Origin of the sequence: Flavobacterium adiutor, from assembly GCF_048282555.1 — a bacterium.
In the GTDB taxonomy this organism is placed as follows: Bacteria; Bacteroidota; Bacteroidia; order Flavobacteriales; family Flavobacteriaceae; genus Flavobacterium.
In genome coordinates this window covers 3835353-3856829 of sequence record NZ_CP182487.1, presented here as the reverse complement: position 1 = coordinate 3856829, position 21477 = coordinate 3835353, and the positions used below count along the sequence as shown (strand labels likewise).

At 32.5% G+C, this 21477-nt stretch carries 20 protein-coding genes; 19 read left to right on the top strand and 1 reads right to left on the bottom strand.

Annotated features, from left to right (window positions below):
- Positions 1-2: 2 nt before the first annotated feature.
- The 6 genes from ACNC7R_RS16380 (at position 3) to ACNC7R_RS16355 (ending at position 7041) form a co-directional block, all read left to right on the top strand.
- Positions 3-1229 (top strand): tRNA modification GTPase, encoded by a 1227-nt coding sequence (locus ACNC7R_RS16380; protein WP_417942121.1) that lies wholly within the window; start codon positions 3-5, stop codon positions 1227-1229.
- A 286-nt stretch (positions 1230-1515) separates the two neighbouring features.
- Positions 1516-2622, top strand: a complete 1107-nt coding sequence (locus ACNC7R_RS16375; RefSeq protein WP_417942120.1) for a hypothetical protein — start codon at positions 1516-1518, stop codon at positions 2620-2622.
- Positions 2623-2949: 327 nt separating this feature from the next.
- Positions 2950-4605, top strand: coding sequence for an ATP-binding protein (locus tag ACNC7R_RS16370; protein WP_417942119.1), 1656 nt, complete (start codon positions 2950-2952; stop codon positions 4603-4605).
- Positions 4602-5234 (top strand): response regulator, encoded by a 633-nt coding sequence (locus ACNC7R_RS16365; RefSeq protein ID WP_417942118.1) that lies wholly within the window; start codon positions 4602-4604, stop codon positions 5232-5234. The genes ACNC7R_RS16370 and ACNC7R_RS16365 overlap by 4 nt, the downstream gene beginning before the upstream one ends.
- Before the next feature lie 115 nt (positions 5235-5349).
- Positions 5350-5670, top strand: coding sequence for a hypothetical protein (locus tag ACNC7R_RS16360; RefSeq protein WP_417942117.1), 321 nt, complete (start codon positions 5350-5352; stop codon positions 5668-5670).
- A gap of 417 nt (positions 5671-6087) precedes the next feature.
- On the top strand, positions 6088-7041 hold the full coding sequence (locus ACNC7R_RS16355) for a phosphatase PAP2 family protein (RefSeq protein ID WP_417942116.1): 954 nt from the start codon (positions 6088-6090) through the stop codon (positions 7039-7041).
- Between the two features lie 219 nt (positions 7042-7260).
- On the opposite strand, the gene ACNC7R_RS16350 is transcribed toward ACNC7R_RS16355, so the two are convergent.
- On the bottom strand, positions 7261-7440 hold the full coding sequence (locus ACNC7R_RS16350) for a hypothetical protein (protein ID WP_417942115.1): 180 nt from the start codon (positions 7438-7440) through the stop codon (positions 7261-7263).
- Positions 7441-7748: 308 nt separating this feature from the next.
- On the opposite strand from ACNC7R_RS16350, the gene ACNC7R_RS16345 reads away from it, so the two are divergent.
- The 13 genes from ACNC7R_RS16345 to ACNC7R_RS16285 all read left to right on the top strand — a co-directional run bounded on the left by ACNC7R_RS16345 (position 7749) and on the right by ACNC7R_RS16285 (position 21408).
- A complete protein-coding gene (locus ACNC7R_RS16345; RefSeq protein ID WP_417942114.1) occupies positions 7749-8198 on the top strand; it encodes a hypothetical protein in 450 nt (149 codons plus the stop codon).
- 44 nt (positions 8199-8242) lie between these two features.
- On the top strand, positions 8243-8611 hold the full coding sequence (locus tag ACNC7R_RS16340; protein ID WP_417942113.1) for a hypothetical protein: 369 nt from the start codon (positions 8243-8245) through the stop codon (positions 8609-8611).
- Positions 8612-9376: 765 nt separating this feature from the next.
- Complete coding sequence (locus ACNC7R_RS16335) at positions 9377-9895, top strand: hypothetical protein (RefSeq protein ID WP_417942112.1); 519 nt, start codon at positions 9377-9379, stop codon at positions 9893-9895.
- A gap of 56 nt (positions 9896-9951) precedes the next feature.
- On the top strand, positions 9952-10818 hold the full coding sequence (locus ACNC7R_RS16330; protein ID WP_417942111.1) for an alpha/beta hydrolase: 867 nt from the start codon (positions 9952-9954) through the stop codon (positions 10816-10818).
- 306 nt (positions 10819-11124) lie between these two features.
- The gene (locus ACNC7R_RS16325; protein ID WP_417942110.1) at positions 11125-12306 is read left to right on the top strand and encodes a hypothetical protein; all 1182 of its coding nucleotides are present in this window, start codon (positions 11125-11127) and stop codon (positions 12304-12306) included.
- Between the two features lie 352 nt (positions 12307-12658).
- Positions 12659-15037: a TonB-dependent receptor gene (locus ACNC7R_RS16320; protein ID WP_417942109.1), complete on the top strand. Its 2379-nt coding sequence runs from the start codon at positions 12659-12661 to the stop codon at positions 15035-15037.
- A 33-nt stretch (positions 15038-15070) separates the two neighbouring features.
- The gene (locus ACNC7R_RS16315) at positions 15071-15886 is read left to right on the top strand and encodes a DUF4249 family protein (RefSeq protein ID WP_417942108.1); all 816 of its coding nucleotides are present in this window, start codon (positions 15071-15073) and stop codon (positions 15884-15886) included.
- 8 nt (positions 15887-15894) lie between these two features.
- Positions 15895-16377 (top strand): GyrI-like domain-containing protein, encoded by a 483-nt coding sequence (locus ACNC7R_RS16310; RefSeq protein WP_417942107.1) that lies wholly within the window; start codon positions 15895-15897, stop codon positions 16375-16377.
- Positions 16378-16381: 4 nt separating this feature from the next.
- A complete protein-coding gene (locus tag ACNC7R_RS16305; protein WP_417942106.1) occupies positions 16382-16828 on the top strand; it encodes a DUF1572 family protein in 447 nt (148 codons plus the stop codon).
- A gap of 81 nt (positions 16829-16909) precedes the next feature.
- A complete protein-coding gene (locus tag ACNC7R_RS16300) occupies positions 16910-17572 on the top strand; it encodes a thiamine diphosphokinase (protein ID WP_417942105.1) in 663 nt (220 codons plus the stop codon).
- A 90-nt stretch (positions 17573-17662) separates the two neighbouring features.
- Entirely contained in the window at positions 17663-18346 is a 684-nt protein-coding gene (gene trmD, locus ACNC7R_RS16295; RefSeq protein WP_417942104.1) for a tRNA (guanosine(37)-N1)-methyltransferase TrmD, read from the top strand.
- Between the two features lie 211 nt (positions 18347-18557).
- Entirely contained in the window at positions 18558-18908 is a 351-nt protein-coding gene (gene rplS, locus ACNC7R_RS16290) for a 50S ribosomal protein L19 (protein ID WP_163396006.1), read from the top strand.
- Between the two features lie 277 nt (positions 18909-19185).
- Entirely contained in the window at positions 19186-21408 is a 2223-nt protein-coding gene (locus ACNC7R_RS16285) for an NADP-dependent isocitrate dehydrogenase (protein ID WP_417942103.1), read from the top strand.
- Positions 21409-21477 lie beyond the last annotated feature (69 nt).

Sequence of the window (21477 nt, the reverse complement as noted above, 5' to 3'; positions counted from 1 at the left end):
TAATGAAAAAAAAAATTTTATTTTTAACTATTGCTTTAATTTTAAGTATTAATTCTTATTCACAAATCGCTTTTGAAAATGGATATTTTATTACTGATGATGGAAAAAAAACAGATTGCTTAATCGAAAATATTGATTGGAAAAATACACCGTTAGAATTTAGATATAAATTATTGCAAAATCAGGATGTTCAAAATGCCGATATTCAAACTGTAAAAGAATTTGGAATAAATGGTCAAAGTAAGTTTATTCGTTCTGTAGTCAAAATAGACAGATCAAGTAAGTTTATTGAATATATGAGTAAGGAAAAAAAACCTGTTTTTAATGAGGAAAAATTATTTTTACAGGTACTCATAGAAGGAAATGCAACATTATTTTTATTTACAGATGTAAATGTAAGACGATTTTTTTATAAAATTGATGATTCTGAAATAAAACAACTGGTTTATAAACCTTATTTAGCACATGAGGATTCTATCGCTCATAATAACTATTTCAGAGAACAGCTTTATATAGATTTAAAATGTGAAAGTATTAAGCAGAATGAATATGAAAAGTTGAATTATAAGAAAAATGATCTAACAAGCTTATTTTTGAAATACAATAAATGTAATAACTCTGAATTTGTTGATTTTGAGAATAAAGAAAAAAGAGATTTATTTAATTTGACTGTTCGTCCAAGAGTAAATAATAGCTCATTATCTATAGATAACTCTGTTTCGGATTTTCGTGATTTTGATTTTGGATCTAACTCATCTTTCACGGTAGGAGTTGAGGCTGAATTTGTTTTGCCATTTAATAAAAATAGATGGTCTGTCATACTAGAGCCTACTTATCAATATTTTAGAGCAGAAAAAGCTGCACCAAGTTCAAATGTTGTAGGAGGTGAAGTTCAGGGAAGGGTAGATTATAAGTCCGTTGAATTGCCTGTCGGTATACGTCGTTACTTTTTTGTTAATAATTCCTTCAAAATTTTCACAAATGCTTCAATAGTATTTGATTTTGCTTCAAGCTCTAAAATTACTTTCACTAGAAAAGACGGTTCGGAAATAAGTGCATTAGATGTTTCATCCGCATTATATTTGGGATTAGGTTTAGGTTGTAAGTTTAAAGATAAATATTCTGTAGAAATAAGATATTTAACCCAAAGAGGACTTTTAGTTGATTATTCTTCATGGAATTCTTCTTATCAAACCACCTCATTAATACTTGGATATTCATTCTTTTAGAAGAGTTAAGAGTTGAAAATAATCTTCAGATAATTTGTACAATTTTTTTATATATCCCGTTTCCGAAAGGTGAATGGGATTTTTTTTGCACAATTTTGTCTTCTAATGAAGGAAGGGGGGCGACCCGGGGTTTCGACTATGTTATTATTCTGCTGCTTAAAAATAATGATACTACCTTCTATCCTCATGCATGAAAAAATGACTATTTTTATCCGAAATTACAACATAATAGTAGTTTCTGTAATGGTAAGAAATTAATATTGTAATAAAATAAATACGTAAATTCATGGATGATTTAGTTCTCACACAAAAAGAAAAAGAATTTGATTTGGCTTTTAGATTAGATGGTGGTATTTGGCCAATTAAAGGTATTTTTGAGACAGATAATCTCAGGATTTATGGAAGCAAAATACTTGAGTGGTCTAGAAATAATGGAAAGGATTTACCTTCTTGTAATTTTAATATTATCAATAATTCAAGAGTAAATGCAAAAGCTACTCTTTTTGAAAATCAATATTATATTGGAATAAATGCAGGAACCATAGTGTGTATCAGTAACTTATTTAACAGAATGCTTTCTCATCCTGAAATATTGAAACAATATGGAGATTCTTCTAAAGAAACTCCCCCAGAAAAAATTTTTGACGTGCAAGTTATAGATTTTGATGTGCTAAAAGATTATACAACTGAAGAAAAAATAGTTATTCCAAAAGACCCACAACGTGCAAGTTTAGCGCAATATCTTACACAAACTTGTCTTAAAACAATTTTGATGCATGAGTATGCACATGTAAAAAATGGACATTTAGATTACAAAAAAAATCTTTTTTCGGATAGTAGCTATAATGAATTCACGCAAATAAATAATTTAGTTGAAGGTAACTTAATGTGGCAAGCATTAGAAATGGATGCTGACTGTATTGCTGTTAATAATTTAATCATGGAAGCTGAAGTTTTACTTGATCATAGAGAATTTATTCCAAAAGCATTTACAGAGTTTTATACAGATTTAGAAAATAACATTTACTTAATATATTTTGCTAATTATTGTTTTTATCGAATTTTTGGACGACTTAGTTTTAGCTTAGATAATCTTGATAGTTACACTCATCCTCCAGCTCCTATAAGACAAAGTATGATGTTATCAACTGTATTACGATTTGTTGAAATAAATTTTCCTGAATTACAAAGCAAAATACTCCCAATTGGACTTGAAGTAATTGAAGAAGTTGAAAAAGGATTTAATAAAATTTCTGAACAACAAATAGATATAAGTGGAATACTTTTAGCAGCCTCTCCACTTGCAATTGAGCATATAAATAAAATATTAAAAGCATGGAGTGAGATTCGTTCATTATTAATACCTTTTTCTAAAGGGCCTTTAGCTGAATAATTTTTTTAGTAATGTTAGTCAAACTTATTTAAATTGGAATCTGCTACGCAAAAGTCTTTTTCAGACTTTGCGTAATTTTTAAAATGACATTACAATCGTAAAAGTCTAAAAGTCTCCTGACTTTTAAAGTGAAGGTCTAGTTAAGCTGACAACATGTTTAATTAAATCTAAAATAGCATATAAAGATTTAGCAGAACAATTGCTTCAAAGTTTCTTTTAAAGCACCAAACCAAGTATATTTACATAAAGTATAAAAAACTTGGAAAAAGTTATATTTAGGACTTAAATCAGTCATACTAATCCGGCTATATCTTTAAAATAGATTTAATGAACATCAAAACATTAATACTGATCATAATTAATAGTTTAATTGCGCTGGTAATTGCTTTGTTGTCTTTTTCATCCTACCAGCAGTTTTCAAATGTATTAAACGATCGTATTTTGCTGCAGTTGAATTCTATCAAAACACTTAAGCAAAATCAGATAGAACATTTATTAAAATCAGAATGGGAACGATTTGAGACTTCCGAATTGTATGGGCAAAACATTGACACTAGCGTTTTAAAGCTTCCGGAAAACATTAAAAAAAGTAACGGTATTTACGATTTTACCAAGTATCATGTTGCTAAAAAAACAACCATAGGTTTTGTCTCAAATTCTAAAAAAGGCACAAGTATTAAAGTTTTAGACTACAGTAAAATTAAACAAATACTCCTCGAGCGAACCGGAATGGGGGATAGTGGAGAATCGTATCTGGTGGGAAGCGATTTCCGAATGCGTTCGCAATCCCGTTTTTATCCCAATAAAACGCCTTACACCATATTGGTTAAAACAAAAGGTGTAATCAATGCTTTTAAAGGGATAAATGGCAGAGGTGTTTTTGAGGATTACAGAGGTATTGAGGTATATAGTGTGTACAGTCCAATAGTAGTTCAGAACTTAAAAATGGTAATTCTGTCTGAAATAGATGTTGATGAGGTGACACTTCCCCTAAAGGAATTAAGACAAAGACTTATAGTGCTGACTCTTGGTATTTTTTTACTGGGGGTTATGCTTTCTCTTTTTCTGACAAGATTTATTACCAATCCCATTAAGAACATGCAAAAAAGCCTTCGCATTATGGCAGAAGGTGACTATAATCAGACTAACGAATTTATAAAAAATTCTAAGGAAATAAAGGAGATGTTTGATGCGCTTGCCAATTTAAAAGCCTCTTTGCAGGGTGCCGTGAAATTCTCTGATGATATTGGAAAAATGAATCTCCATACCGATTTTAAACCTAAAAGTCCGAATGATTTGTTAGGGAAAAGCCTTTTGGCGATGCGGGATAAGCTGATAGAGTTCAGAAATAATGATGAAAATACCAGAATACAATCCAAACGAATGCTGGTAAACGGTCTGGAAGATGAAAGGCGCAGGCTTTCGCGTGAGCTCCATGATGGCGTGGGACCTTATTTAACCTCTTTGAAACACTATATTGAAAACAGGGTTAAAAATGAATTGAAGAAAGCAGAAATGAAAAAGATAGTAGATGAAACTATTTCTGAAATCAGACTCATGTCAAATGCCTTAATGCCTGCTTCAATCGATGATTTTGGGGTTGGAGTTACTTTAACCAACTTTATCGAAAGCCTGAAAAAATCGACAAATGTGACTATTGAATATGAAGATTTAACCCAGCAGGATAACTCTAATATCAATCATCATCAAGCAATTAATCTATTTAGAATAACACAGGAGCTGATTAATAATACATTAAAACACGCTGATGCAAAAAATATCCGGATTACGCTTTCGGAATTTGATGAATTTATTTCTCTTTTTTATTTTGATGACGGAATCGGGTTTGATATAAATACTGTTAAATTAGGCTTAGGAATTATTAACATCAAAGAACGTATAGAAATTTGCAATGGTACTATTGTAATCAATGCAGCTCCCGGAAACACAACTTTTGAAATCGAGTTACCTATAGAATTATGAACGAAATCAAATTAATAATAGCGGACGATCATGAGCTTTTTCGTAACGGACTTGCTGAGCTCCTCAGAAAGCATGATGATATAAAAATTGTTAAAAGTGTTGGTGATGGTATTCAGTTTATGGAGCTTATCAATACTAACTTTGAAGCTGATATTGTATTGTTGGACATCACTATGCCTAATATGGACGGTTTTCAGGTTTTAAAAGAATTAAATAACGCTGTTTCTTCCATAAAACCTATTGTGATTTCAATGCACAATGATGGAAATTATATCGCAAAATGTGCTAAAATGGGGGCTTACGGCTACCTGTTAAAAAATACAGACGAATCTGAATTAATCCTGGCAATAAGAAGCGTTAGTAATGGGAAAAAATATTTTAGCGCTGAAATCTCTGAAAAAATGATCAACTTTATGTCAACACAAAGTATCAGTGAAGATATTTTATCCAATAAGGAAACTGAAGTTTTAGGCTTAATTTCTAAGGGACTGACAACTAAAGAAATTGCGAATCAGCTATTTGTAAGTTCCCGGACAATAGAAACCCATCGTGCTAATATTTTAAAAAAGCTAGAAGTAAAAAATACCGCCGAACTTATTAAAAAAGCGGCAAAAATGAATTTAATATAACAAAATCAGAAACTTTACTATCCGTATAAATACGGATGCAAATTGGGTATATTTCCATAATCCTAGAAGGCTGTTACCAATTGTAAATTTATAAAAACAATAAACGGTAATAGTTATGAAAAATATAGCATTAATTTTAGGAGTTTTATTTATTTCTTTTGGTGGGTTTGCACAAGAGGAACCGAATGTGAAACAAAGTGATTTAAAAGGTCCGGCATTTAAAAATTATAAAGTTTGGGAACATGAAACAGTGCCTGCTAAAATATATGCTGAAACCAACAAAGTATCATTACAGGGGCCAGCATTTAAAAATGAGCAGCCAGTTAGAAATACGCCAAAAGAAAATCTGGCCGAAGTAAAAATAGGTGGCTCAGAGAGACAAAAATTAACTGGGCCAGCGTATAAAAACTTTGGACCCTGGAGTAAAAATTGGTAATTGAATTACCAATTGAAAGAGATGATACAGATGTTTGCCACTGTGTAATATCTGATTCAACTGTGATTATAAAATGAATAGGCTGTCTGAAAAGTAATTTTTTAGACGGCCTATTTTAGTCTTCTGCTACAAGGTCTCTCCTATTAGCTCACATCAGAGTTTTAACAAATCATAGTACAATTAAGGCATTGGTGTAGTTTCAAAACGTTTTTTTAATTTTGAGTTTTTTTTTTAAAATCGACTGATATTGTTTGATTTAAGATTAAAATATTTTGTATCTTCTTGAGAATTCTTACATTATTTTTGTTAAATTTGAAATTCAGACTGTTTTGTAATTCAAATACGGCGTGTATTTTGGTTTACTTTTTATTTTACATCCTAGATATGAGCCATTGAATTTAATTTTAAATTGTCACTATGAAATTTTTCAATATAATTTTTTTTAGCCTGATATCAATTCTGTGCTTTTCTCAGGAAGACTCCTTAAAGACAAAAAAACAGAGTGATAGCCTAAAAATAAAAAAAGACAATAGATTCAAGGTGGCAGGTTCCGTTATAGCGGACAGTTTTTTAAGTGTTCCGGGCGATTTTTCTGCAATGGGAAATACCATATCAAGTGACTGGAAAAGAACAGCTCTTTATACTGCGGGAATTGTAGGTTTAATAGCTGTTGATAAACATACTACCGGTTTTTTGCACGATAAGATAGAACCCAATATCGATTATAGTTTGCCAGAGATTAAAAGTACAATACCTCATGTAATCGGAACTGACTCTTACATTGTGTATCCAATAATCGGGCTATATGCGGGATCGTTAATTATTAACAATGAGAAAGGACAGGTTGTGGCTCTAAATGCGGCAAAATCATTGGCTTATTCTTATGTTATTACTCAGATTGTATTAAAAACAATCACCTCAAGAAACAGGCCTCAAAGAAAAATAAATGACGATAGACAAGCAGTAGCACCATTTACAAAAAATCAGTGGGATTTTGGAAACTACGACAATATTCACTTTGGTCATGGTGGCACCGGTACTTCATTTCCCTCTTTCCATGCAACCTCTTATTTTGCTGTCGCCAAAGTGTTTCAAATGGAATATGATAACTACTGGATACCTTATACATTTGTAACTGCAGTCTTTCTTTCAGATATTAAAAGCCATGAACACTGGGTTTCAGATTTACTGGCAGGCGGATTAATCGGTACAATAATTGGACGTTCTATAGTGATTGGCAGTCGCAGGCAAAGGGCAAAAAACAACTTCAATGCTTTTCACTATGATCCTAAGAAAATCAGAATGCATAAACAACTGATTCCTCAAATCTCAAATTCTATGGTGGGACTCCATTTTATCGGAACTTTTTAAAACAGCATAGGTTATCATCGAATTTCAACGGAAAAGTAAAATATTCGGGACATGTCACTCTGGATCGGGTTCATATCTTTTGCTTTGTTTTGCTACGTAAAAGGATACCGCCTCTATTCCTGATGCGATTAGCTGAAGAATTCTACAAAGAATTTTGTTGGGTATCAGCGATAATTTTTATCAGGAACAGGCTGTCAGTATAATTAATAAGAGGAATGCTTATACAAAATCACGTATCGAAAATACATGACTCCAGACTATGAGCAGTAAACAAAATGAGAAAATAATTAAGCCAATTGTTGCCAACATTACTTCTCTGTTTTTTCTTTGATCTCCTTCTTCATTGTTTTGAAATAATTCAAATTCACTTCTTTCTTTTAGGTTAGATTTATTAGCCATGGTTTATAAGATAATTAGTTAGTTTGTACTTGTTTCTGTAAAATATGCTGTTTGGTTTTAAGGTTTTTAGTTTAACATATTGTATTATAATTTCTTCTTAGACTGGAGTGATTTTTTAAAGGAATAAGTTTTACAAGTATATAAGTCAGAAGCCTCCACCTCTCGTAATTTTTTTATTTCCCCCACAATTTAATTCAATTAACTTAAATAAAAAAATTATTTTAGCCTGATATAATTAATTTTCGTTAAAAAAGTTTTCGGAAATATTGTATTGTAAAAAATCCAGATCTAATCCTAAAAAAAATCCTATGAAAATGACTATTTTTATGCCGGTTGCATTCTTCTTACTTTCTTTTAATTTATTCAGCCAGACTATTGCTGAATTAAAACTGAAACCAAAAGAAATTCCGAAAGGCTATACGTTAAGTGATGGTAACAACTGTGTTTCTGTTCAGGCCTGTACTTTTTATAACGATATTGAGACCTATAGCAACATTGTTGGAAAAGTAAAAAGTAAAGCTATGCAAAGTTTTAAAAGCAGACCGGATAGCGGGTCAATTATGTATTTCGAATTCGAACACGTATTCAAAGGAGATCGTTTTTTGCAGGGATTGTTGTGGGGGAAAGGCGGGCAACCTACTGATGAACATCCAGAGGAGTATGTCGTTAAAGGAAAGTTTCTCATTATTTGGAGTTTCCATCCTGACAGTCCTGTCAGAGAAAAATCAGAAGCTAAGATTGAAACTATTTTGCCGTAAATAGTATTTTTAAGTTAAAAAATCTTCATCAAAAAACACAAAAAATGAAAGCACATATTCGAATCCTAATTTATTCAGTTCTATTTATTTTATATCTTATTTTAACCACATTTTTTCTTTCGGTTCAATCGAAATTAAAAACGGATCTGTACATAACCTTAAGTTGTGGTTTTACTGTTTTTAATATCATTTATGCTTTTCTGGTTTTAAAGTGGAAACCGTTATTAAATATCGTTTTTTCTGTTGCTATAGCCTTTCTGGCTTTATTTCTGGCTTTGAAAACTTCAGATTTGCATTTGTTTTCAAAGTATGATCCTTATGATATCAAAACAGCAATAATGACTAATGCTGTTGTTTCTATTGTTTTTTGGGAGATTGTGTATCAGGTGAAAGTTAGGAAACGCTTTGCCTAAAGAAATTAAAAAGCAACTGTAATTATAGCTTTCGGAGAGCATGAATAAACAAGGTTTTATGTGATTTTGACTGAGATAAATCAGATGGAATAATAGAAATTCTAAGAAGTACAGTAACTGGAAAAAGGTGGCTTAGGATTACATATAGAAATGGAAAAAGACTGATTTTCTGATGACTTTAGATACTAATGTATTTAAGAGGTGTAAAGCAGTTTAAAATTAAACTATTTAAATTATTTTGATTATGGGAAACACATCAGAAATAGCAAATCGATTTAAGAAAGTTATTTTAAACGATACCTGGTTGCGAATACCAATTACAAAGATCAACTAGGAAATCTGCATTAGTAAATTGCAGATGCACCAGTTCAAAAACTAAATACAATTTCATTTCTTGCGCAGCATATTCACAATTAAAGCGATGGAATAAATAATGTTTTTAAAGTCGGAACACTGGATATAAAAGACAAATTCAGTTTTGATTTCACTCCGATTCGTTCCCAGTAAGAATCAGAAATATTTCCAGACAAATTTTGGGCTGATACTGAGGAGTTTATTTTTTTGCTGAACAAATATCTAATGAGAAACTGGATCAGGTATTTGTTGATGAAAAATAGGGTGTTTACAAAAGATATATTGAATGTATGATTGAGTATAGTTACTACCATTTGCGACAGATTGTATTACTTAAAAAGATTTTGACTAATGATTATTATAAAATAAAGAATGATTTTAATTCCTATTTTCGTTTAAAAAATATCTTATATGTTTAGAAAATATCTACCTCTTGAAGAATTAGTTTACCATTCAGATCTGACTAAAGAAGAACTGATAAAAAGAGTTCAGAATGAAATTGAAGCACAAAAATCTTTTGGTTTTAGAGCAAATAATTATTCATACAGTAAGCCTTATATAGGTAAAGTTTACAATGATAGTTTTGAAATAAAACGGGCAATTAATTATCGGAATTCTTTTTTACCGGTTATAAAAGGATTCGTGAAAGATGATTTAACGGGTTCTGTAATCTATGTAAAAATGAATATTGCGGTTTTTGTAAAAGTTTTTATGAGCATTTGGCTTGGGGGTGTTTTTTTAGCCTGTCTGGGAGTTACTTATGCCTTGATTTTTAATAACGCTATTACTTCTGAAACAGGATTTTTTATGTTTATACCTTATTTTATGTTTTTATTTGGAATAATAATGGTTGTTTTTGGCTTCAAAGGGGAAAGCAGAAAAAGCATAAAAGATCTTGAAGAAATTTTACAGGCTAAACTTATTCGATGATGAAATTTTGAAAAATAAGAGGCAAAAAAAAATGTAAATAAAATTTCAAAATCAAAATGAATAAGTTTTTTATCCTTATCCTATTAGTATTTAGTACCATAAGTTTCAGCCAAAAAGAAAACTCAAAACCTGTTGAAGCTGTCAAACCTTTTATATTAGGTGTTATTGATGAAATCCCGTCAAAAGAATTAAATGAAAAAAGAATTTTAAATATTTATCTGCCGGAAGGGTACAAGCAGGAAGAGGCGACAAAATATCCTGTCATCTATTTGCTAGACGGCTCCGCAGATGAAGATTTTATTCATATTTCAGGCTTGGTACAGTTTAATAGCTTTGAGTGGATTAATCAGGTTCCAAAGTCCATTTTGGTAGGTATTGCTACAGTTGACAGAAGAAGGGATTTTACATTTCCAACAAGTATTGAAACAGATAAAAAACGTTTTCCGACTTCAGGCCATTCGGATAAATTTATAGCTTTTATTGAAAAAGAATTACAGCCATTTATGGAAAAGAAATATAAAACCAACGATTCTAAAACAATTATTGGTCAATCTTTAGGCGGACTGTTAGAAACTGAAATCTTATTGAAAAAGCCGTCACTTTTTAATAAATATGTAATCGTAAGTCCAAGTTTATGGTGGAATAACGGCTCTTTACTCAATTTAGATTCTGAAATACTGAAGGAGAGTTTTACACCGCAAACTGCAGTTTATATTGCAGTTGGAAAAGAAGGACTTACACCAACTGAAATTCCAAGGGTTATGGAAGTTGACGCGAATATTTTAGCCGAAAAAATAAAAGCATCAAAAAGTAAAAATGTCAAAGTATTTTTTGATTATCTGCCTCAGGAAAACCATGGAACCATTTTGCATCCTGCGGTTTCAAATTCTTTCAAATTCTTTTTTCCGGTTGATAAAAAATAAATTTTCAGGATGCTGAAATTTACTCCGTCATGCATGAAATCCTGTTTTGTTGGAGCAGGATTTTTTATAAATGATTGTTGTTAAAAACAAGTTGAGTTTTTTAATCTTCTGAAAACAAGTTTTCTAATTTAGCCCCGATCGATCCGGTATCCTTTTACAGCGGGGTTCGCTGTAAAAGATTTAGGAGAGAGCGGGACTGGTTTTGTGGTTGAGTTAAATTTTTATGCTTCTCAAAATAAATGTGAAAAGGCATAGTTGTTGAAAAGCTAAAAAAGATATATTTACATTTTCAAAACGATATCTTTTATGCAAAAAATTACTTTACTCGTTTCTATATTATTTCTGGCTTTTTCCTGTGGTGTAAAAACAACCCAGTCCCTAATTAGCGACGGGAATTATGATGAAGCTATAAACCGTGCTGTTGAGGCATTAAAAACCAACAAAGATTCGAAAGGGAAACAGGATTATGTGTATTTGCTGGAAGAAGCATTTGCTAAAGCAAAAGACCGTGATTTGAGGAATCTGGAAATGATGGAAAAAGAAAAAAATCCTGCTAATCTGGAGATCATCTACAATACGTATGTGCAGCTAAACAATCGTCAGGAAAAAATCAGACCAATATTACCGCTTAAGTTATTGAAACAGGGAAAGAGTGCTCAATTTGTTTTTGATAATTATTCTGATCAGATTGTGAACAGTAAAAATGCCTTATCGAAGTTTTTATATGATAATGCACAAGTTCTTTTAAAGTCTTCCAATAAACTAGACGCAAGAAAAGCGTATGATGATTTAAGTTATTTAGAAAACATTAATCCGAATTATAAAAATGCCAAAAAACTGATTAATGACGCACAATTTAAAGGGACTGATTTTGTAAACGTTTATGCTGTAAACGAAACCAATATGATTATTCCGAAGCAGTTACAAGACGATTTGCTGGATTTTAATGCTTATGGATTGAATGATAAATGGACAGTTTACCATAACGTTAAACAAAAAAATACGCATTATGATTATAGCCTGATTTTGAATTTCAGGGAAATTCATATTTCTCCTGAACAAATAAAAGAAAAGGAATTCGTTAATGAAAAAGAAATTAAGGATGGTGTTAAAACACTTCTGGATAGTAGAGGCAATCCGGTTAAGGATAGTTTAGGACGTATTATAAAAGTTGATAATTTTAAAAAGATTAAAATCAAAATTTTCGAATTCAGACAGTTTAAGACATGTCAGGTAACAGCCAAAGTGGATTACGTAGATTTAAAAAACAATAGTTTATTACAATCATTTCCAGTGGCGAGTGAATATGTTTTTGAAAATGTTTATTCAACTTATACGGGAGATAAAAGTGCGTGTGATGAAAAATACCTTACATACTTTAATAAGCGTGCAGTGCCTTTTCCAAACAATGAACAAATGGTTTTTGATACTGGCGAAGATTTGAAAGCTAAATTCAAAAATATTATTCTCCGAAACAAATTCAGATAAAGAACAAACGTTTTTACTGTTGAAAGTAAGATTCTTATGAAATTTTTACATCAAAAAAAAAAGACATTTCATTGTAATGCATTAAATAATTCATAGTATAATCTCTAGAGTTAATGAGCTGTAGAGATTTTTTTTAGCTTAAAAAATAAATGTTATCACACAATACAAAAGAAGAGTAATGTTTTAAAAAAAAAGTATTATGGGTACAAATTTAAATTTTTTGAGACTAGCAAAATAAATTCTAAAATTTATATTTGTCTGTAATCGAAAAGGATTTTCTTAACTCTTTCTTAAAAACATTTAGGTGTTAGTTATCTAGCCAAAATGTTAACTAAGGGATATTTGGTAGGATATGATTGCAAAAAAAATCTGCACATTAGTTGTTTTTATTATTTCTTTATTTTCTTTTTCTCAGGAGAAATTTACCTTAAGCGGAACTATCACAGACTTTGGGAATAATGAATCTCTGATAGGGGTTCAAATTTATATTCCGGATTTGATGATTGAAACTTACACTAATAAGTATGGTTTTTATTCTATAGTACTTCCGGCAGGAGAACATCAATTAAAAATAAATCATTTAGGATATCAGGAAGTCGAAAAAAAAATAGTGATAGAGGGTGATACTAAAAATAACCTGACATTACACGAAAATAGTGAAGAGCTTAAGGAATTGGTAATTAAGGGAGTTAGATATAAAACAAATATTAAATCGCCTGAAATGAGTGTCAATAAGCTATCCATTTTTTCTATAAAGAAAATGCCTGTAGTTTTGGGTGAAGTAGATGTCTTAAAGTCTATTTTGCTCTTGCCAGGCGTTACGAATGCTGGTGAAGGGGCTTCAGGTTTTAATGTAAGAGGAGGAGGCGCTGATCAGAATTTAATTTTATTGGATGAAGCAACGATATTTAATTCATCGCATGTTTTTGGTTTTTTCTCCGTTTTTAATCCGGATGCTGTTAAGAATTTGAAATTGTATAAAGGAGGAATTCCAGCGCGTTACGGTGGGAGAGTGTCTTCTGTTTTAGACATATATCAGAAAGACGGAAATAGCAAAGAATTTCATGTAAATGGAGGAATTGGCCTGATTTCAAGCCGAATTCTTGCAGAAGGTCCGATAGTGAAAAATAAAGGGGCATTTTTGATAGGAGGAAGGACGTCTTACGCACATTTATTCTTAAAATTATCAGAAAACCAAAAAGACAACGCAGCCTATTTTTATGATCTTAACACCAAATTAAGCTATAAACTAAACGATAATAACAGTTTGTTTTTATCCGGTTATTTTGGCCGGGATGTTTTTAAACTAAACCAAATTTTTAGCAATACTTATGGAAATTCTACCTTGAATTTGCGTTGGAGTCATTTGTATTCAGATAAATTATTTGCAAATTTATCTTTAATCTATAGTGATTATTATTACGGACTTGATTTGAATTTTATTGGATTCAAATGGGATTCAGGAATTAAAAATTATACTATTAAATGTGATTTTGAACAATATAGATCAGATAAGTTCAAATTAAATTATGGTGTAAATGGCATTTATTATGAGTTTAATCCGGGGAAAATAAAACCATTAAGTGATCACTTCACTATTAATCCTAAACAGTTAGACAGGAAATATGCGCTTTCACTTTCACCTTATATTGATGCAGAGAATAAACTTTCAAAAAAAATGACAGTTTATTACGGCTTAAGATTCAGTAATTTTTATCGCTTGGGGACTTCTGCCATTAATCTGTATGAAAATAATAATGCAGTTGTATTTAATCCTGATATGCAGATTTATGAAAAAGGTACACCAATTACAACCAAATATTATAGTAACAATAAAGTAATTGAAAATTATAATAATTTTGAGCCAAGATTCTCATTTTCGTATCAGTTGAATGATAATCAGTCTATAAAAGCCAGCTATAACAGAATGGCTCAATATCTTCAGTTAATTTCAAATACGTCGTCACCAACCCCTCTTGATGTGTGGATGCCTAGTGATAATTATATCAAACCTCAAATTGCAGATCAGATTGCTTTGGGGTATTTTAAAAATTTTAATGATGGAACGTATTCATTAGAAACAGAGATCTATTATAAAAAGGTTAAAAACAGGCTCGATTATATTGATGGCGCTGATTTGATTGCGAATGATGCAATCGAGCAGGTAATCCTGAATGGACGTATGCGTGCTTATGGTCTGGAAATCATGTTTAAGAAGAACGAGGGCAGATTCAATGGCTGGATTTCTTATACTCTTTCAAAATCTGAGCAGCAGACTCCCGGCAGAACTCCTGAAGAACCCGGAATAAACAACGGGAAGTGGTATAATTCAGCATATGATAAAATGCATAATCTAGCCATTACATCTGCTTATAATTTAAATGACAGATGGTCATTTGCAGCTAATTTTATTTTACAGTCAGGCCAGCCCATTACCTATCCAAACGGGCAGTACGAATATTTAGGCATAGTAGTTCCCAGTTATGGATTAAGGAATGAAAACCGATTACCAGCTTACCATCATCTGGATGTTTCAGCGACACTGACACTGGCAAAAAATAGAAAAAGAAAGTGGCAAAGTGAATGGGTTTTTAGTATTTATAATTTGTATAACCGCCAGAATGCTGCTTCAATGAATTTCCGCCAAAATTCAGACACCGGCTATAATGAAGCAGTAAGAACTTCTATTTTCGGAATTGTGCCGGCAGTTAATTACAATTTTAAATTCTAAAGTTATTTTCTGAAAGCAAAAAAAATGTTGAATATGAAAAAGATAATTTTGTTAATAATAATTTTTATGACCTTATTCTTTACAAGTTGTGAAGAAGTAGTTGAGGTTAACTTAAATAACGCACCGGCAAAATTAGTAATAGAAGGAGCGATAAACTGGAGGAAAGGGACTTCAGGAGCACAGCAGACTATTAAGCTCACCACTACAGCAGGTTATTTTGAAGGTAAAATTCCGGTGGTATCAGGTGCAGTAGTGTATGTTAAAAACAGTGCCAACCAGCAATTTAATTTTACAGAAGTGCCTAATTCCGGAAGGTACGTTTGTAATAATTTTAAGCCTGTAATAGGCGATACATACACCCTAACTGTAATTAATAAGGGAGATACCTATACAGCAAGAGAAACTATGAAATCAGTAACTCCAATAACCCACATAGAACAAAACTATGCAGGTGAAATTGCAGGCATTGTAGTGAGGTCTTTTTATGATGATCCGGCAGATGTTGATAATTATTATTTATATCAATATGCCTATTCAAATAAAGTTACCTCTACATATTATGTTGATAAAGATGAATTCTATCAGGGCAATGAATTTTTTAGCATTTCTAATGATGAAGATTTAAAAGCTGGTGACGAAATCGAAGTAACACATTATGGAATTTCGAAGCAATATTATAATTATATGAGTATATTGGTGAGTATTGCAGGCAGTAATATAGGCGGCCCATTTCAAACGCCTCCGGCAACTGTAAGAGGCAATATAATGAATATAACCGATAAAAATAATTATCCTTTAGGTTATTTTTCACTAAGTGAAACTGTTTCAGTAAAATATACGGTAAAATAATTAATGATATGGATTCCAGAATCGAAACCCTAGCCGGGAAAAAACTTATAGGCAAACACATTACAATGTCTTTCGTCGAAAATAAAACATTCCAATTATGGAGTGGTTTCATGCCGGAGAGAAAAAAAATCAGGAATCCTATAGACTCTAATTTATATTCAATTGAAGTTTTTCCTGAAGGATATTTTAATAATTTCAATCCTAAAAATACTTTTGAAAAATGGGCAGCTGTTGAAGTTTCTGATTTAAATGAAATTCCGGCAGGTATGGAAAGTTTGTTGATTCCTGATGGATTGTATGCTGTTTTTATTCACAAAGGATCATCGACAGAAGCAGAGAAATCCTATCGTTTTATTTTTACAGAATGGCTTCCGGATTCTCAATACTCTGTTGACGACCGTCCACATTTTGCTGTTATGACTGAAAATTACCAAAAAGATGATCCGAATTCAGAAGAGGAAATCTGGATTCCTGTAAAAAATAAAGTTTAATAGTATGCTGATAGAAATTTTACGATCGCTTTTTAATCGCGATCTCAATAAACTAAAAGAAGAAATTGAAGTGTATCAAACCGAAAACCAGCTTTGGGTTGTGGATCAAAATATTGCTAATTCTGCAGGAAATCTTTGTCTGCATTTAATTGGGAATCTCAATACTTACATAGGTGCTGAACTAGGAAAAACAGGATATGTCCGTAATCGCCCTTTAGAATTTTCATCCAAAGATGTTCGGAAAGATCAATTAATAGCTAAAATTGAAGAAACAATTTTGATGGTAAACAACATTCTGGATGTTTTAACGGAAACTGATTTAGAAGCGATCTATCCGCAAATTGTTTTTGAAAAAGAAATGAAGACAGGCTTTTTTATGGTGCATCTTTCTACGCATTTAGCATATCATTTAGGACAAATCAATTACCATAGGCGGATGCTGGATTTTTAATTCTGTAAAAGATCATAATTCTGAAATTTGAAATGTAAAATAGGAGCATTACCTTTGCGAAGCATTCAAAAAAAACTCAGCATGTCATCACATCATATAGTTCGCGACGATCAGGAACCAGCATTAATTATTGCAAACGGGGCCGCCTGTAGTGCCGAATTATTGGGGCAGCTGCTCGAATGGTCTCCGCTCGTTATTGTACTCGATTCGGCTATTGAACGTGTCATTGATCTGGGAATTAAAGTTGATGTCTTATTGGGGGATTTTGATAGAGGGTTTGATCCGGAAATCTACAAAACAGCACAATATCCAATCGAAATTGTCTGTACACCCGATCAGGATAAAACAGATCTCGAAAAAGCATTTGATTATCTTGTAGAAAGAAAAATTCCGGCCGTAAATGTAGTCTGGGCCACCGGAAAACGCGCTGACCATACCATTACAAACCTAACCAATATTGTTCGTTACCGTGATTTGCTTAAAATTGTAATTCTGGACGATCATTCTAAAATATATTTACTGCCGAATAAATTTGAAAAATGGTACACAGAAAAAACACCAATTTCCTTGATTCCTATTGGTGTTGTGAGCGGTATTTATTCAACTAATTTAGAATATCCGCTACAAAATGACACTTTGACAATGGGTTATAGAACAGGAAGCAGCAATTCAGTTGCAAAAGACGGGATTGTTACGATTACTCATAATAAAGGTGATTTATTGTTGATGGAATGTGCGGATTAAACATGGAATTTTGAAATTGACATTGCCATTCGAATTTGATGAAGCTATTTACTTTGTATCTTTGCCGCTCAGAACAATTGAAGAAATAAAATGCGAATTGATATTATTACGATTTTGCCGGAATTATTGAAAAGCCCTTTTGAGGCTTCGATTATGAAACGTGCCATTGATAAAGGTCTGGTTGAAGTTCATTTTCATAATTTACGCGATTATACTACCAATAAACAAAAAAGTGTCGATGATTATCCTTTTGGAGGAGGTGCCGGAATGGTAATGACCGTTCAGCCGATTGACGATTGCATTACACATTTGAAAAGCCAGCGTGAATACGATGAAATCATTTATATGTCTCCCGATGGTGAAACACTGAATCAGAAAATGGCCAATACTATGTCGATGTATGAAAATATTATTATTTTATGTGGACATTATAAAGGTGTCGATCAGCGTGTTCGTGATCATTTTATTACCAAAGAGATTTCAATTGGCGACTATGTTTTGTCCGGAGGTGAGTTAGGTGCTTTAGTGTTATCAGATGCATTAATCAGGTTGATCCCAGGGGTTTTAAGTGACGAAACTTCCGCATTGACAGATAGTTTTCAGGATAATCTGCTGTCAGGGCCTATATATACAAGACCCGCAGATTACAAGGGCTGGAAAGTGCCTGAAGTTTTAACCAGCGGTCATGCGGCCAAAATTGATAAATGGCGTGAAGATATGGCGTATGAACATACAAAAAACAGACGTCCGGATTTACTTGAAGGACATGATTAGTTTCAGGTTTAATGTTGTTTTTGTTTCAAGTTAAAGTTTTTTATTTCAATAACTTGAAACTTGAAACATGAAACAAAAATAGCACTTGAAATAATTTATAATTTATAATTCATAATTTATAATTATTTTCTACATTTGCACCCGAATTAGACCAACCTCTGGCGAAATCCGTGTATGTTGCTTTATTATAAAAACCATAATTTAAATTATCATGGCAGATTTATTAAAATTCGTTCAAAACGAATTCGTTGCTAAAAAAGATTTCCCTGATTTCGGAGCTGGAGATACTATCACAGTTTTCTACGAAATTAAAGAGGGTGAAAAAACAAGAACTCAGTTTTTTAAAGGAGTTGTTATTCAAAGAAGAGGTTCTGGTAATACAGAAACTTTTACTATTCGTAAAATGTCTGGATCAGTTGGTGTTGAGCGTATCTTCCCAGTAAATCTTCCAGCTTTACAAAAAATTGAAATCAACAAGAAAGGTGCTGTACGTAGAGCAAGAATCTTCTACTTCAGAGATCTTACTGGTAAAAAAGCTAAGATTAAAGATAAAAGAAGATAATCATTTATCTCTTTGTTATAAAAAACTCGTTTCAGGTAATCTGAAACGAGTTTTTTTTTGGATTATTTTTCCGAAATACCAAAAACATAATTTTTTGCTGTAAAAATCATTGATTTAACAATTTAAAGTCTTCGAAATAGTAATCTGTTAATTTCTGGATTTCTACTCAAAACTACACCGTTTTCGCAGTGTTTTTACTATATTTGCTCCGCTCATTTTGAGCCAACTATACTTTGAAATTGCTGATTTCGGCAATACCAATCATAAAAAAAAAAAAATGACACAGAATTCAAAAATTTTTTACACCTTAACTGATGAGGCGCCACTATTGGCGACTTATTCTTTATTGCCTATTGTTCAGGCTTTTACTTCTACAGCCGGTATCGCAATTGAAACCAGGGATATTTCTTTGGCAGGGAGAATTTTATCTAATTTCCCTGAATCATTAACCGATGCTCAAAAAACAGGGGATGCTTTGGCTGAATTAGGCCAGTTAGCAACTCAACCAGAAGCTAATATTATCAAATTACCAAATATTTCAGCGTCTGTACCACAATTAAAAGCTGCTATTGCTGAATTACAATCGCATGGATACAACGTACCAAATTATCCAGAAGATCCTCAAAATGATACTGAAAAAGAAATTAAAGCAAAATATGCAAAAGTATTAGGTTCTGCTGTAAACCCTGTTTTACGTGAAGGTAATTCTGATCGTAGAGCACCAAGAGCGGTTAAAAACTTTGCAAAAGCAAATCCACACTCTATGGGTGCTTGGTCTGCTGATTCAAAAACTAAGGTGGCTTCTATGTCAGGTGGTGATTTTTACGGAAGTGAAAAATCTCTTACTGTTGCTGAAGCGAATGATGTAAAAATTGAATTTGTTGCTAAAGACGGTACTGCTACTGTTCTTAAAGCAAGTACTCCGCTAAAAGCGGGTGAAATTATCGATAGTTCTGTTTTAAGTGTAAGTAAATTAAAAGCTTTTGCCGCTGATGCAATTGCGGAAGCTAAGGCTGCAGGAGTTTTACTTTCTGTACACTTAAAAGCTACAATGATGAAAGTTTCTGATCCCATTATCTTCGGTGCTATTGTTGAAGTTTATTTTGCAGATGTTTTCAAAAAATATGAATCTTTATTTGCTGAATTAAACGTTGATACCCGAAATGGGTTAGGTGATATCTATGCAAAAATCGCTGGAAGACCTGAGCAGGCTGAGGTTGAAGCCGCTATTGCACAAGCTATAGAAAACGGACCAGCGTTAGCAATGGTTAATTCTGATAAAGGAATTACAAACTTACACGTTCCATCTGACGTAATTGTTGATGCTTCTATGCCGGCAATGATCCGTACTTCAGGTCAAATGTGGAACAAAGATGGAAAAGCACAAGATACATTTGCAGTTATTCCGGACAGATGTTATGCGGGAGTTTATACTGCAACAATTGATTTCTGTAAAAAACACGGTGCTTTTGATCCTAAAACAATGGGAAGTGTGCCTAACGTGGGATTAATGGCTCAAAAAGCTGAAGAGTATGGTTCTCATGATAAAACTTTTCAAGTTAAAGGTGATGGTGTTGTTCGTGTTGTTGACCAAAATGGAAATGTTTTAATGGAACAAAATGTTGAAGCAAACGATATTTTCAGAATGTGTCAGGCGAAAGATGCGCCGATTCAGGACTGGGTTAAACTAGCGGTAAACAGAGCCCGTTTATCTGATACTCCTGCAGTTTTCTGGTTAGACGAAAACAGAGCACACGACAGAGAATTGATCGTAAAAGTTCAAAAATACCTTAAAGATTACGATACTACAAACTTAGATATCCGTATTTTAAACCCTGTTGCTGCTACTGAATTTACTTTAGAAAGAATCATCCAGGGTTTAGATACAATTTCTGTAACCGGAAACGTCCTTCGTGATTACTTAACAGATTTATTCCCAATTTTAGAATTAGGAACTTCTGCGAAAATGTTGTCTATCGTTCCTTTAATGAACGGTGGTGGATTGTTCGAAACCGGAGCGGGAGGGTCTGCACCTAAACACGTTGAGCAATTTACAGAAGAAGGATACTTACGTTGGGATTCACTTGGAGAGTTTTTAGCACTTGGTGCTTCATTAGAGCATTTAGGACAAACTTTAAATAACTCTAAAGCTATTGTTTTATCTGAAACTTTAGATCAGGCTAATGATAAATTCCTGGCTAATGATAAATCTCCTGCTCGTAAAGTTGGTCAGATTGACAACCGTGGTTCTCACTTTTACCTTGCTTTCTACTGGGCTCAGGCTTTAGCTGCTCAGGCAAAAGATGCTGAATTAAAAGCAATCTTCACTCCAATTGCTGCTGAATTTGAAGCTAACGAAGCTAAAATAGATGCTGAATTAATTGGTGCACAAGGTAAAGCTCAGAATATTGGCGGTTACTATCAGCCAACTCCTGAATTAGTGAGCAAAGCGATGCGCCCTAGCGAAACTTTCAATGCTATTATTGCTAAAATTGCATAGTTAAAAGTGATCTTATTTATATATTGGAAAAAGACAATCAGAAATGGTTGTCTTTTTTTATTTAGAAAT

Excerpts from the sequence above, each read along its gene's own strand:
- ACNC7R_RS16380 (WP_417942121.1), top strand. The coding sequence starts at position 3 with ATGAAAAAAAAAATTTTATTTTTAACTATTGCTTTAATTTTAAGTATT.
- ACNC7R_RS16375 (WP_417942120.1), top strand. The coding sequence starts at position 1,516 with ATGGATGATTTAGTTCTCACACAAAAAGAAAAAGAATTTGATTTGGCT.
- ACNC7R_RS16370 (WP_417942119.1), top strand. The coding sequence starts at position 2,950 with ATGAACATCAAAACATTAATACTGATCATAATTAATAGTTTAATTGCG.
- ACNC7R_RS16365 (WP_417942118.1), top strand. The coding sequence starts at position 4,602 with ATGAACGAAATCAAATTAATAATAGCGGACGATCATGAGCTTTTTCGT.
- ACNC7R_RS16360 (WP_417942117.1), top strand. The coding sequence starts at position 5,350 with ATGAAAAATATAGCATTAATTTTAGGAGTTTTATTTATTTCTTTTGGT.
- ACNC7R_RS16355 (WP_417942116.1), top strand. The coding sequence starts at position 6,088 with ATGAAATTTTTCAATATAATTTTTTTTAGCCTGATATCAATTCTGTGC.
- ACNC7R_RS16350 (WP_417942115.1), bottom strand. The coding sequence starts at position 7,440 with ATGGCTAATAAATCTAACCTAAAAGAAAGAAGTGAATTTGAATTATTT.
- ACNC7R_RS16345 (WP_417942114.1), top strand. The coding sequence starts at position 7,749 with ATGAAAATGACTATTTTTATGCCGGTTGCATTCTTCTTACTTTCTTTT.
- ACNC7R_RS16340 (WP_417942113.1), top strand. The coding sequence starts at position 8,243 with ATGAAAGCACATATTCGAATCCTAATTTATTCAGTTCTATTTATTTTA.
- ACNC7R_RS16335 (WP_417942112.1), top strand. The coding sequence starts at position 9,377 with ATGTTTAGAAAATATCTACCTCTTGAAGAATTAGTTTACCATTCAGAT.
- ACNC7R_RS16330 (WP_417942111.1), top strand. The coding sequence starts at position 9,952 with ATGAATAAGTTTTTTATCCTTATCCTATTAGTATTTAGTACCATAAGT.
- ACNC7R_RS16325 (WP_417942110.1), top strand. The coding sequence starts at position 11,125 with ATGCAAAAAATTACTTTACTCGTTTCTATATTATTTCTGGCTTTTTCC.
- ACNC7R_RS16320 (WP_417942109.1), top strand. The coding sequence starts at position 12,659 with ATGATTGCAAAAAAAATCTGCACATTAGTTGTTTTTATTATTTCTTTA.
- ACNC7R_RS16315 (WP_417942108.1), top strand. The coding sequence starts at position 15,071 with ATGAAAAAGATAATTTTGTTAATAATAATTTTTATGACCTTATTCTTT.
- ACNC7R_RS16310 (WP_417942107.1), top strand. The coding sequence starts at position 15,895 with ATGGATTCCAGAATCGAAACCCTAGCCGGGAAAAAACTTATAGGCAAA.
- ACNC7R_RS16305 (WP_417942106.1), top strand. The coding sequence starts at position 16,382 with ATGCTGATAGAAATTTTACGATCGCTTTTTAATCGCGATCTCAATAAA.
- ACNC7R_RS16300 (WP_417942105.1), top strand. The coding sequence starts at position 16,910 with ATGTCATCACATCATATAGTTCGCGACGATCAGGAACCAGCATTAATT.
- trmD (WP_417942104.1), top strand. The coding sequence starts at position 17,663 with ATGCGAATTGATATTATTACGATTTTGCCGGAATTATTGAAAAGCCCT.
- rplS (WP_163396006.1), top strand. The coding sequence starts at position 18,558 with ATGGCAGATTTATTAAAATTCGTTCAAAACGAATTCGTTGCTAAAAAA.
- ACNC7R_RS16285 (WP_417942103.1), top strand. The coding sequence starts at position 19,186 with ATGACACAGAATTCAAAAATTTTTTACACCTTAACTGATGAGGCGCCA.